12 protein-coding genes are annotated in these 12900 nt (G+C 54.7%); 3 read left to right on the top strand and 9 right to left on the bottom strand.

Features of this window, described 5'->3' with window-relative positions; genetic code table 11:
* Nucleotides 1–321: 321 nt before the first annotated feature.
* Nucleotides 322–780 carry a redox-sensitive transcriptional activator SoxR gene (gene soxR, locus ACMGGM_RS14920; protein ID WP_023331806.1) on the bottom strand — a complete coding sequence of 153 codons (459 nt, stop codon included), beginning with the start codon at nt 778–780 and terminating at the stop codon, nt 322–324.
* Nucleotides 781–878: 98 nt separating this feature from the next.
* Between soxR and soxS the strand changes: the two genes are divergently transcribed.
* Nucleotides 879–1205, top strand: coding sequence for a superoxide response transcriptional regulator SoxS (gene soxS / locus ACMGGM_RS14915; protein WP_008503387.1), 327 nt, complete (start codon nt 879–881; stop codon nt 1203–1205).
* A 6-nt stretch (nt 1206–1211) separates the two neighbouring features.
* Here the strand turns inward: soxS and ACMGGM_RS14910 are convergent, their stop codons facing one another.
* Nucleotides 1212–2777 (bottom strand): EAL domain-containing protein, encoded by a 1566-nt coding sequence (locus ACMGGM_RS14910; protein WP_023336605.1) that lies wholly within the window; start codon nt 2775–2777, stop codon nt 1212–1214.
* Between the two features lie 527 nt (nt 2778–3304).
* Between ACMGGM_RS14910 and ACMGGM_RS14905 the strand changes: the two genes are divergently transcribed.
* A complete protein-coding gene (locus tag ACMGGM_RS14905; RefSeq protein WP_063614490.1) occupies nt 3305–3586 on the top strand; it encodes a YjcB family protein in 282 nt (93 codons plus the stop codon).
* A 56-nt stretch (nt 3587–3642) separates the two neighbouring features.
* Here the strand turns inward: ACMGGM_RS14905 and ssb1 are convergent, their stop codons facing one another.
* Entirely contained in the window at nt 3643–4170 is a 528-nt protein-coding gene (ssb1, locus tag ACMGGM_RS14900; RefSeq protein ID WP_063614489.1) for a single-stranded DNA-binding protein SSB1, read from the bottom strand.
* A 251-nt stretch (nt 4171–4421) separates the two neighbouring features.
* Here ssb1 and uvrA point away from each other — a divergent pair, with 251 nt between their 5' ends.
* Nucleotides 4422–7244 carry an excinuclease ABC subunit UvrA gene (gene uvrA, locus ACMGGM_RS14895; protein ID WP_063614488.1) on the top strand — a complete coding sequence of 941 codons (2823 nt, stop codon included), beginning with the start codon at nt 4422–4424 and terminating at the stop codon, nt 7242–7244.
* Between the two features lie 2 nt (nt 7245–7246).
* Here the strand turns inward: uvrA and ACMGGM_RS14890 are convergent, their stop codons facing one another.
* From ACMGGM_RS14890 to dnaB, 6 genes are all read right to left on the bottom strand, one after another.
* Entirely contained in the window at nt 7247–7600 is a 354-nt protein-coding gene (locus tag ACMGGM_RS14890) for an MmcQ/YjbR family DNA-binding protein (protein ID WP_014882150.1), read from the bottom strand.
* 2 nt (nt 7601–7602) lie between these two features.
* Entirely contained in the window at nt 7603–8019 is a 417-nt protein-coding gene (locus tag ACMGGM_RS14885) for a secondary thiamine-phosphate synthase enzyme YjbQ (RefSeq protein WP_014882149.1), read from the bottom strand.
* Nucleotides 8020–8132: 113 nt separating this feature from the next.
* On the bottom strand, nt 8133–8846 hold the full coding sequence (aphA, locus tag ACMGGM_RS14880; protein WP_014882148.1) for an acid phosphatase AphA: 714 nt from the start codon (nt 8844–8846) through the stop codon (nt 8133–8135).
* Nucleotides 8847–9063: 217 nt separating this feature from the next.
* On the bottom strand, nt 9064–10257 hold the full coding sequence (gene tyrB, locus ACMGGM_RS14875; RefSeq protein WP_014882147.1) for an aromatic amino acid transaminase: 1194 nt from the start codon (nt 10255–10257) through the stop codon (nt 9064–9066).
* A gap of 119 nt (nt 10258–10376) precedes the next feature.
* The gene (gene alr / locus ACMGGM_RS14870) at nt 10377–11456 is read right to left on the bottom strand and encodes an alanine racemase (RefSeq protein ID WP_032637743.1); all 1080 of its coding nucleotides are present in this window, start codon (nt 11454–11456) and stop codon (nt 10377–10379) included.
* A 16-nt stretch (nt 11457–11472) separates the two neighbouring features.
* The gene (dnaB, locus tag ACMGGM_RS14865) at nt 11473–12885 is read right to left on the bottom strand and encodes a replicative DNA helicase (protein WP_008503375.1); all 1413 of its coding nucleotides are present in this window, start codon (nt 12883–12885) and stop codon (nt 11473–11475) included.
* Between the last annotated feature and the right edge of the window lie 15 nt (nt 12886–12900).

Genomic DNA, 12900 nt, shown 5'->3' with positions numbered 1-12900 from the left:
AAATTGAACAACACCGCGAAAAAAATTCGGCTAAAAACCGGTCAGCGACGCTGGCGAAAAAACGGGGCTTGCATAGAATTAAAGTGTCAGCACAATCCGGAACCTCACCAACCAGCTCGACACGAGGGGTGCTGATGTCGGGGGAAACCCTCCCGTGAACCAGCGGGATAGAGAGAAAGACAAAGACCGGGAAAAACTAAAGCGCCCTTAGTGGCGCTTTAGTTCTTTATAGGGTGCGTGTGTATGCCGGGTGGCGGCTGCGTTCGCAGGTGTTGTAGGTCGGGTAAGCGACGCGCTACCCGGCAAACAGGCCGCGCAACCTCAATCTTCTTCCAGCAGCCGCGCCCCTGTCCCCTGCTCGCCCAGCCTGTCGCCGGGGTTCCGCAACGGGCAGTCGCTGCGGGACAGACAGCCGCAGCCGATACAACCGTCCAGTTCATCGCGCAGCGCAACCAGCGTATGGATACGTCTGTCCAGCTCTTCACGCCACTGGGAGGAGAGTTCTTTCCACTCTTTCGGGCTCAGCGTGTGGCCCTCTGGCAACACCCCAAACGCCTCACCTATCGTCGCCAGGGGAATACCGATTCGTTGCGCAATTTTGATAATCGCCACATAACGGAGAACGTCACGGGTATAGCGGCGCTGGTTTCCGCCGTTACGGATGCTTTTAATTAACCCTTTGCTTTCATAGAAGTGGAGCGCCGATACCGCAACACCGCTTCGCTTTGCCACTTCGCCGGGGGTTAAAAGCGCTTTAATACGCGGCAATCTCTTTTCCATAAAACCTCTTTACCTCAAGTTAACTTGAGGAATTATACTCCCCCGCAGAGAAAACGACGAATCAACCAAGAAAGTTGTATCTACAGAGGGGCAACCTTATGTCGCATCAGCAGATTATTCAGACACTTATTGAATGGATTGATGATCATATCGATCAACCGTTGAACATCGATGTGGTCGCTAAAAAGTCGGGCTATTCGAAATGGTATTTACAGAGAATGTTCCGCACGGTTATGCATCAAACCCTGGGTGAGTACATTCGTCAGCGCAGATTACTGCTGGCGGCGCAGGCGTTACGCTCAACGCAGCGACCGATTTTTGATATCGCGATGGATCTTGGCTATGTGTCGCAACAAACCTTTTCCCGCGTGTTTCGCCGCGAGTTTGACCGTACGCCGAGCGACTATCGCCACCAGTTGAATTAATCACCCTTAGTGCAAAGGTTGCTGCTGCCAGGTCATAAATTCCTGGGGCGGCATCGCTTTCGCGAAGTGCCATCCCTGACAGAACTGGACGCCACGCTTCAGCAACCAACTCACCTGCTCTGCCGTTTCGACCCCTTCCGCAATGGTTTTAAGCCGCAGGCTTTGCGCCATCTCGATAATATGCTCGGCAATCAGGTGGCTGGTGCTGTTGGTCGTTAGCGTATCGATAAACGATTTATCGATTTTCAGAATGTCGACGTTCAGCGAATAGAGATTGTGCAGGTTCGAGTAACCGGTCCCGAAATCATCGATCGCCACTTCATAACCCGCCTGCCGGAAAGCCTGAATCACCGGAGTGGTTTTTGGCACATCAATGAACCCACGTTCCGTCACTTCGATTTTGATTTGCTGGGCACGGACGGCATAGTGGCGCGCCTTGTCAGAAATCATGGCGATCAGCCGCGAGGAGTGGAAATCCGTGGCCGACAGGTTAATTGAAATATAGAGATGCGGATGCTCAGCCAGGAAATGGCCCAGATCGCTGAATACCTCCTCAACGACATAATCCGTAATCCGCTCGCTCATTCCCTCTTTTTCAGCCAGCGGAATAAACTCAGCCGGACTCATCACCTGCCCGTTGAAACCCGGCCAGCGCAACAACGCCTCTGCCCCCACGCACTGGTTGTTCTTGATATCAATAATCGGCTGGTAGTGCAGGCAAAGCTGTCGTTTGTGCAACGCCCGATGCAGCAACCGCCCTGGCGAATTAAGCTCGCGGTGCGTCCGCGACCATACCAGCAAAATAATAATGCTGCAGATCATCCCCAGCGGCAGCGTCAACGTCGCCTGATGGTAGAGCGTTTCGTAAAAACGCTTATTTGACGTCGACACGATAGCGGCAATAGGCCGTTTCGGTGATTTCACGACGGTATAGAAACGGTTATCTTTTTGAAATACCGATTCCTTATCCTGAATCATCGAATTTAATAAAGAAGGATTAGCTTTCTGGCTAACGGAAAAGAATGCATTGGTTACCGTGTCGTACACTCCCCAGGAGAGAGAATGATCGGTAGACATCACTTCGCTGTAAGAAAGCGGATTGACCACCACGACATAATTTCCACGCTGCATATATGTCATTTTATAGCCAGTATAAAATGGCGTGTCGCGAAAATAATAGATAGCGATGTCAGGTTTACGGGTGTAATTGGCAATCGGGATCGCGTAAGGTTGGTCCGGTGTAAAAACGGTTGAACAAAGAAAATTCTGACCTTCTGCATAAATTAAATCAGCGACAAACAGGCGGCCACGCACAACGTTCAACATATATTGGCGATGTTCCGGTGTACAAAGTTTACCCTGATATTTTTCGGCCTCGTCCCGGGCCAGATCAACTTGTTGAATAACCAGTTCTGTTTTGTCTAAAGCCAGTTCAGCAAATGTACGGAGCTGAGCGCTTGTTTCCGACACGGCTCTTAGCTGGGCAAACCATAGGGCAAGCATCACCGGCAGCATAACTACCATGATGATCCCTACTACCCTGAGCATTTTGCGCCGCGCGCTACGATTCATTTCCCGCCCTATATCCCTGCATGTTGTACGCCTGTAGTAATGAAGGCCGGATGCTTTGTTAAACAGGTGATTACGTTGCATGAATCATGCGAAGTTAGCAACTGACTTTTAGTATTAAAAATCTTAAATTTCGTTATGACGATAATATTTTCCCGTAAGCTAAACTGTAAGTATTCGTTCCGTTTCAATTAAGGGAAATAATTATCCAGCGCACATGTGGGGTTTGAAGATAACACAACAGAGAATCGATGTTTTATAAATGCCCGGCTATTACCACATTATTTTCAGGATGAGCAAAAAATAACGTGCCACTTATAAAAACAACGTGGCTGGCCCATCGTGTGTCCGCTCAGCCAGGTATCGGGACCCAGGTACCCGGCACCATCGCCTTTTTTGCGTAATAAAATCCCCATTTTGAACGCTCAGACGCTGGCGAATAAATCAACAAATGTGATATAGTTCACACATATTCTGTAACGAGAAACACCGTTTCATTCAGTTCGTCTGTTTTGTAGAGGATGGGTTCTATGGCAACCATTACTACCAGCATGGTTCTCCTGCGCTGGCCTTTGTTGAGCGCGGTACTAATGTTTTTAGCCAGCACGCTGAACATTCAGTTTCGTAAATCTGACTACGCGGGTCTTGCGGTCATCAGTACTCTGCTGGGACTTGGCGCGGCTTGCTGGTTCGCAACGGGCCTGTTGGGCATCACCCTGCTGGATATTGCCGCTGTCTGGGAAAATATTAAAGTCGTGATGGTAGAGGCAATGAGCCACCAGCCACCAGACTGGCCAATGGTGGTTACCTGATTCCTGTATAAACAAAAAACCCAGACGATGTCTGGGTTTTTTTGTGCATCCGTTGATCAGAACGGGATGTCGTCGTCGAAGTCCATTGGTGGCTCGTTAGACGGTGCCGGAGCAGACTGCTGCTGCGGACGAGACTGCGCGCCGCCGCTGAACTGGTTGCCGCCCTGTGGCTGCTGAGGCTGACCCCAACCGCCCTGCTGCTGCTGACCACCACCTGCTGGCGCGCCACCGCTCTGACGGCCGCCCAGCATCTGCATGGTACCGCCAACGTTTACCACAACTTCGGTGGTGTACTTCTCAGCGCCGGACTGATCGGTCCATTTACGGGTGCGCAGCTGGCCTTCGATATAGACCTGAGAACCTTTACGCAGATACTCACCGGCAACTTCTGCCAGTTTGCCAAACAGCACCACGCGGTGCCATTCAGTCTGCTCTTTCATCTCACCGGTCGCTTTATCACGCCAGGATTCGGAAGTAGCCAGCGTAATGTTGGCAACTGCGCCACCACTCGGCATGTAGCGTACTTCCGGGTCCTGGCCCAGATTACCGACGAGAATCACCTTGTTTACGCCTCTGCTGGCCATGTTCGTGTCTCCTGAATACGTTTCTTAATAGTGTAAACGCGCGAGTGTACCATTTCCAGACGCCACTTTGATAGTTGCGTAGTATCTTCCAGAGTTCGCGCGCGAACTGAACATTGTTACACAGCGAATCAGAAAATGCATTCCAATACTGTATATTCAAACAGGTTAAATTGTGTCATAATTAGCCGTTTCTGACAGCCGTTTGTCCTTCAAACAAACCAGGCAATCCGTGTTTCAACCGGGAAAGGTGAATGGATAAGATCGAAGTTCGGGGCGCCCGCACCCACAATCTCAAAAATATCAACCTCATAATCCCTCGCGACAAACTCATCGTCGTGACCGGGCTTTCGGGGTCTGGCAAATCCTCACTGGCTTTCGACACCTTGTATGCCGAAGGACAGCGTCGTTACGTTGAATCTCTCTCCGCGTACGCGCGTCAGTTCCTGTCGCTGATGGAAAAACCGGATGTCGATCATATTGAAGGGTTATCGCCTGCGATCTCCATCGAGCAGAAGTCGACTTCGCATAACCCGCGTTCAACGGTCGGTACCATTACTGAAATTCACGACTACCTGCGTTTGCTGTTTGCGCGCGTGGGTGAGCCGCGCTGCCCGGACCACGACGTCCCGCTGGCGGCGCAGACCGTGAGCCAGATGGTGGATAACGTGCTGTCGCAGCCGGAAGGCAAACGCCTGATGCTGCTGGCGCCAATTATTAAAGAGCGTAAAGGCGAACACACCAAAACGCTGGAGAACCTGGCAAGCCAGGGCTATATCCGCGCCCGTATTGACGGCGAAGTGTGCGACCTGTCGGATCCGCCAAAACTGGAGCTGCAGAAAAAGCACACCATTGAAGTGGTGATCGATCGCTTTAAGGTGCGTGAAGACCTCGCGACGCGTCTTGCGGAATCGTTCGAAACGGCGCTGGAACTCTCCGGTGGTACCGCCGTTGTTTCCGATATGGACGACCCGAAAGCGGAAGAGCTGCTCTTCTCCGCAAACTTTGCCTGCCCGATTTGCGGCTACAGCATGCGCGAGCTGGAACCGCGTCTGTTCTCGTTTAACAACCCGGCAGGCGCATGCCCAACCTGCGACGGCCTGGGCGTACAGCAGTATTTCGACCCGGACCGCGTGATCCAGAACCCTGAGCTGTCGCTGGCAGGCGGCACCATTCGCGGCTGGGATAAGCGTAACTTTTACTACTTCCAGATGCTGAAATCGCTGGCGGAGCACTATAAGTTCGACGTTGAAGCGCCGTGGGCCAGCCTGAGCCCGAACGTGCACAAAGTGATCCTGTTCGGTTCCGGTAAAGAGAACATTGAGTTCAAATACATGAACGATCGCGGTGATACCTCCGTGCGTCGCCACCCGTTCGAAGGGGTGCTGCACAATATGGAGCGCCGCTACAAAGAGACCGAATCCAGCGCGGTACGCGAGGAGCTGGCGAAGTTCATCAGCAACCGCTCCTGTGCCACCTGTGAAGGCACGCGTCTGCGTCGCGAAGCGCGTCATGTCTTTGTCGAAAACACGGCGCTGCCGACCATCTCAGACATGAGCATCGGCCACGCTATGGACTTCTTCAACAACCTGAAGCTCTCCGGTCAGCGCGCGAAAATCGCTGAAAAAGTGCTGAAGGAGATTGGCGATCGTCTCAAGTTCCTGGTGAACGTGGGTCTGAACTACCTGACGCTTTCCCGCTCGGCAGAAACGCTGTCCGGCGGTGAGGCCCAGCGTATCCGCCTGGCCAGCCAGATTGGCGCAGGCCTGGTGGGCGTGATGTACGTGCTGGATGAGCCGTCAATCGGCCTGCACCAGCGCGACAACGAACGTCTGCTCGGCACGTTGGTCCACCTGCGCAACCTCGGTAACACGGTGATTGTGGTGGAGCACGACGAAGACGCGATTCGCGCTGCGGATCACGTGATCGACATTGGTCCTGGCGCGGGCGTACACGGCGGTCAGGTGGTCGCGGAAGGGACGCTGAAAGACATTATGGCGGTACCCGAGTCGCTGACCGGCCAGTACATGAGCGGCAAGCGTAAGATTGAGGTGCCAAAACAGCGCGTAGCGGCAGATCCGGAAAAAGTGCTGAAGCTGACCGGCGCGCGCGGCAACAACCTGAAAGATGTGACGCTGACGCTACCGGTTGGCCTGTTTACCTGCATCACTGGCGTGTCCGGTTCCGGTAAATCGACGCTGATTAACGATACCCTGTTCCCGATTGCGCAGACGGCGCTGAACGGTGCGACGCTGGCCGAGCCCGCGCCGTACCGAGACATTCAGGGGCTGGAACATTTCGATAAGGTTATCGACATTGACCAGAGCCCGATTGGCCGAACCCCTCGCTCGAACCCGGCGACCTATACCGGCGTCTTCACGCCCGTACGTGAACTGTTCGCCGGCGTGCCGGAAGCGCGTTCACGCGGGTACACGCCGGGACGGTTCAGCTTTAACGTGCGCGGCGGCCGCTGTGAAGCGTGCCAGGGCGATGGCGTCATTAAAGTTGAGATGCACTTCCTGCCGGATATCTACGTCCCGTGCGACCAGTGCAAAGGTAAACGCTATAACCGCGAAACGCTGGAAATTAAGTACAAAGGCAAGACCATCCACGAAGTGCTGGACATGACCATCGAAGAGGCGCGCGAGTTCTTTGACGCCGTCCCTGCGCTGGCGCGTAAGCTGCAGACCCTGATGGACGTCGGTCTGACCTACATTCGTCTGGGGCAGTCCGCCACTACGCTGTCGGGCGGTGAAGCCCAGCGCGTGAAGCTGGCGCGTGAGCTCTCCAAACGCGGCACCGGTCAGACGCTGTATATACTGGATGAGCCGACTACCGGTCTGCACTTTGCGGATATCCAGCAGTTGCTCGACGTGCTGCATCAGCTGCGCGATCAGGGCAACACGATTGTGGTCATCGAACATAATCTGGACGTGATTAAAACCGCGGACTGGATTGTCGATCTCGGCCCGGAAGGCGGCAGCGGCGGCGGTGAAATCCTCGTCTCCGGTACGCCAGAGACCGTTGCAGAGTGCGAAGCCTCGCACACCGCGCGCTTCCTTAAACCGTTGCTGTAATGTCAGACGGAGAGTTGTTGTCGGGTCGCTTCCGGCAGCAGCTCTACTGCCTGTTTATAAGACGCATCCACCAGATAGTAAATTTGCGAGCCGGGCAGGGATCCATCCAGATAAACCGTGCTCCAGTGCGCCTTATTCAGGTGTTTGCTCGGCCTCACATCATCATGCTGCTGGCGTAGCAAATCCGCCAGCTCCGGGCTGGTTTTCAGCGACGCGGCCGGGCGGCCTTCGACCTCTTTCACCATCGCAAACAGCACATCTCCCACTTTTATCTGCGTGGCTTTCCAGTCGCTATGCACGCTCTGCTCCGCGCCAGGTTTACTCATGCAGTACTGAAGTAGCTCCGAAATTGTCATCATTATTCCCCTTGTAGCGTTGCGATAATTTTACGCGAACCACCGTGAATGCGATGTTCTCCCAGCCAGATCCCTTGCCACGTTCCCAGCAGTAGCCGCCCGTTGTGTACCGGCAGCATCAGCGATACCCCGAGCAGAGAAGATTTGATATGCGAAGGCATGTCATCTGCGCCCTCATAATCGTGCTCATAGGGGGCGTTGTCCGGGACACTCTTCAGAAAATGGTTTTCCATATCAGACCGGACAGTGGGATCGCAATTTTCATTAAGCGTGAGGGAGGCTGACGTGTGTTGAAGCAGCAGATGCAGTAAACCCGTTCTGACGCGCGACAAATCGCGGATTTGCCCGATGACTTCCTCCGTCACCAGGTGAAACCCGCGGGGTTTAGCGCTTAAGGTCAGGGTCTGTTGATACCACATGTGCTGCTCCGTTTAGAAAGATGAACCTTTCTAAGTGTGCAGCAAGAAGTCGAAAGGTAAAACCCGCCGCAGCGAGATTTGATTAAAAAAGAATCAAACTCGCGGCCAGACGCTTAATACTCCGAGTTAACAATCACCTCTTCGCCAAATTTTCCGGCCATCGGCAGCGGTCGATAGGTCGAGTTAGAGGCGCGTAACACCCTGATCGCTCTGGCTCCTGTATCCTGCGCCGCGGTAATGTCGTTATCCGAATCACCATAGAACACTTTGATGTTTTTCTTCTCCAGCCACTGGGTTTTGGTGTTTTGCCCTTCTTTGTCACCCGCAAAAATGACCGGGTTCATGTTGGCAGCCGGGATCTGGAAATCATCCTGCAGGGTTCTGGAGACGGTTTCTGTTTTGGTCTGACTACGACCGGTGACGAAGTAAATGCTGTCGCCGCGCTTCACATGCATGGCAATGACCGCCCGGGCGACCTCTTTCGGGATACTGTAATCGTCCCAGCCGTTATTCATCTTTTCCCAGAACGCCGGGTTCTTCAGATACGCTTCGCTGTCCGGCGAATACATTTTTTTGCCGCGCCAGAATCCCGGGCTGGAGAACAGAACGGTGTCGTCAATATCAAAGCCAACGGCCATGGGCGGGCGGCCCATCAGACTGTTTTCGATTTGGGCCACGGATACCCAGTGAATGGGAGCCTGTTCGGCAAGAATGGCAGCGGTAGTGCCGGTGTAAAGCGGCGTTGGCGCAGAAGCGCGCGCGACGACGGCACTATTAAGTGAGAACAATAAGCAGGCGGCGCTGAGCGCCAGTGTGATCTTGCGCATATTTTCCCCTGAATATTCAGTTCGTTATCGTTTTATTTTGAGTGAATGGTCAAAAAACTATCCGACCATAACCCCAGCGGCAGGTGAAGAAAAGGAGTTTTTGATTATCAATCTGAAGAAAAAGAAGACGATCACAAAGCGAGACATCGACCTGAGTAGCCTGATGCCCTCACCCCGGCCCTCTCCCACAGGGAGAGGGAGAAACCGTAGTGAGTACTTACATTACCGCAGCAAATGCCTGTGCCACGCGATGAACGTTGCTGGCATTGAGACCCGCGACGCACATGCGGCCGCTGGCAATAAGGTAGACGCCGAACTCGTCGCGCAGACGGTCGACCTGCGCGGCGCTCAAACCGGTGTAGCTGAACATCCCGCGCTGCCTGATCAGATAATCAAAGTTATGCCCCGGTACCGCCTCTTTCAGCACGTTGACCAGCTCCTGACGCATCGACAGAATGCGCTTACGCATGGATTCCACTTCGGCAAGCCAGCTAGCTTTCAGCTGTTCGTCGCCGAGTACCGTCGCCACTACCTGCGCACCAAAGTTCGGGGGGCTGGAGTAGATACGGCGCACCGTAGCTTTAAGCTGGCCCAGCACGCGGCTGGCAGCTTCGGCATCTTCGCAGACCACGGACAGCCCGCCGACGCGTTCGCCATACAGGGAGAAGATTTTCGAGAAAGAGTTGCTCACCAGCACAGGCAGGCCGGCACTCGCAACGGCGCGGATAGCATAGGCATCGTCTTCCATCCCGGCGCCAAAGCCCTGATAGGCGATGTCGAGGAATGGAATCAGGTTGCGAGCCTTGAGCACCTCAATGACGGCATCCCACTGGTCATTGGTGAGGTCCGCACCCGTTGGGTTGTGGCAGCACGGATGCAGCAACACAATGCTGCGCGCCGGCAACGTTTTCAGTTTTTCCAGCAGGGCTTCAACGCGCACGCCGTTGGTTTCGCTGTCAAACCACGGATAAGTCTCGACATTAAAGCCTGCGCCCTCAAAAATTGCGACGTGGTTTTCCCACGTCGGGTCACTGACCCACACGCCGGAATCCGGGAAGTATTTTTTCAGGAAATCAGCACCGACTTTCAGCGCGCCCGATCCACCCAGCGTCTGGATGGTCGCCACACGTTTTTGCGCAAGTACCGGATGATCGGCCCCAAACAGCAGCGGTGCGATGGTATTGCGGTACGCATTGAGCCCTTCCATCGGCAGATAGAGCGACGCTCCATGCGGGACCGCATTCAGACGCGCTTCGGCTTCGGCAACGGCTTGTAACTGAGGAATAATACCCTCTTCGTTGTAATACAAACCGATGCTGAGGTTCACTTTATCGCTGCGAGGATCTTCTTTGAAACGCTCCATTAAGGAGAGAATAGGGTCGCCGGCATAGGCGTCAACGTTCTGAAACACGCGATGGTTCTCCGGAATTCGATGAGGCAGGAGTTTCAACAATAAACCGGAAGTGGGAGAAGGTCGAGAGGATGTTAATAAAGTTGAAGTGAGGTTAATAACCTCACTTCACAGACGGTTCAGTCAAGGTATTTCATCGCCACCCGGGAGGTCAGGCGCGTGATAAGTTCGTAAGCACTCACTTTCGTGATTTCAGCAATGCGCTCAACGGGCAGGCCCTCACCCCACATCACAACATCATCACCTGCTTTATCCTGGGCGTCGGGTCCAAGGTCCACGCAAATCATGTCCATCGCGACGCGACCGACAATGTTGACCTCGCGACCGTTGACCAGCACCGGTGTACCTGTCGGTGCAGCACGCGGATAGCCATCTCCGTAGCCCATCGCCACCACGCCAAGGCGCGTGTCGCGCTCGCTAATCCAGGTGCCGCCATAGCCCACCGGCTCGCCCGCTTTGTGCTCACGCACGGCAATCAGATTCGAGACCAGCGACATCACTGGCTTAAAGCCAAAGTCCGGCCCCCAGGGTTTGCTCTCCAGAGGCGACACGCCATAAAGAATAATGCCCGGGCGCGCCCAGTCAAAGTGCGACTGCGGCCACAGCAGGATCCCGCCGGAAGCCGCAATCGAGCGCATTCCCGGCTTGCCTTCGCAGAAGGTGTTAAAGATATCGAGCTGCTGCTCGGTTGCCCCACATTCAGGCTCATCGGCACGCGCAAAATGGCTGACGATGTTCACAGGCTGGCGCACGTTTTTGCACCTGCACAAACGCTGATAAAACGCCCCCGCATTTTCCGGGCGAACGCCCAGACGGTGCATGCCCGTGTCGAGCTTCATCCAGACGGTAACGGGTTCACTCAGCTCGGCGTTTTCCAGCGCGGACAGCTGTTCTTCGTTATGTACCGCCGTGTGCAGATGCTGGTCAGCAATCGTAGGCAAGTCTGTGGCTTCGAAAAAGCCTTCCAGCAGCAAAATGGGTTGCGTGATCCCCCCCGCACGCAGGCGGAGAGCTTCTTCAAGACGGGCGACGCCAAAGGCGTCGGCATCGGGGAGCGTTCGCGCGGTCTCAAGAAGACCGTGTCCGTAAGCGTTCGCTTTCACGACTGCAACGAGCTTGCTGGCGGGCGCCAGTTCACGCAAACGTTGCAGGTTGTGTCGCAGAGCGCGGCGGTTAATGACTACAGTTGCCGCTTGCATTTGAATTCCTTAGAAATTACTCATCATCATATTGAGGACCGGCGTAGTTGTCGAAACGCGACCACTGTCCGTTAAAGGTCAGACGCACCGTCCCGATCGGGCCGTTACGTTGTTTACCAATAATAATTTCGGCGATCCCTTTCAGGTCGCTGTTCTCGTGATAAACCTCATCACGGTAGATGAACATGATTAAGTCGGCATCCTGCTCGATGGAGCCGGATTCACGCAGGTCGGAGTTGACCGGGCGTTTATCGGCACGTTGTTCCAGGGAGCGGTTCAGCTGCGACAGCGCCACCACCGGCACATGCAGCTCTTTGGCTAACGCCTTAAGCGAGCGGGAAATCTCTGCAATTTCCAGCGTACGGTTGTCGGAGAGCGACGGTACGCGCATCAGCTGGAGGTAGTCGATCATGATGAGGCCGATGCCACCGTGTTCGCGGGCGATACGGCGCGCGCGGGAGCGCACTTCCGTCGGCGTCAGGCCAGAGGAGTCATCGATATAGATGTTACGTTTTTCCAGCAGAATGCCCATCGTGCCGGAGATACGCGCCCAGTCTTCATCATCGAGCTGGCCGGTACGGATACGGGTCTGGTCCACGCGCGACAGCGATGCCAGAGAACGCATCATAATCTGCTCGGAGGGCATCTCAAGACTGAAGATGAGTACAGGTTTATCCTGCAACATTGCGGCGTTTTCGACGAGGTTCATCGCAAATGTCGTTTTACCCATCGACGGACGCGCCGCAACGATAATCAGATCCGACGGCTGCAGGCCAGCGGTCTTTTTGTTGAGGTCGTCATAACCGGTGTTGACCCCGGTGACACCATCGTGCGGTTGCTGGAACAACTGCTCGATACGCGCCACGGTCGCGTCAAGCACATCGGCAATGTTTTTAGGCCCTTCGTCTTTGTTCGCACGGCTTTCGGCAATTTTAAAGACGCGGGACTCCGCCAGGTCGAGCAGGTCTTCGCTGGTGCGCCCCTGCGGATCAAAACCGGCTTCGGCGATCTCGTTCGCCACCGATATCATCTCACGGACGACGGCACGTTCCCGCACGATATCGGCATAAGCGCTGATGTTCGCCGCGCTTGGCGTGTTTTTTGACAGTTCTGCCAGGTAGGCAAACCCGCCGACGCTGTCCAGCTGACCCTGACGCTCAAGCGATTCCGCGAGCGTAATCAGGTCAATCGGGCTGCCCGACTCCTGCAGGCGCGCCATTTCGGTAAAGATATGACGGTGCGGACGGGTGTAGAAATCCTCAGACACCACGCGCTCAGCGACGTCGTCCCAGCGTTCGTTATCCAGCATTAAACCGCCCAATACCGACTGTTCCGCTTCAATCGAGTGCGGCGGGACTTTTAACCCTGCGACCTGGAAATCACGCTCGCGGGGTTCAGTCTGTTTGTTGAAGGGTTTGTTTCCTGCCATAGTGAATGGAGTTAC

The sequence above is a fragment of the Enterobacter sp. BNK-14 genome (assembly GCF_047456095.1).
GTDB lineage: Bacteria > Pseudomonadota > Gammaproteobacteria > Enterobacterales > Enterobacteriaceae > Enterobacter > Enterobacter kobei.
Note: the sequence above shows the minus strand (reverse complement) of the source record. Positions and strands in the feature narration are given on the sequence as shown.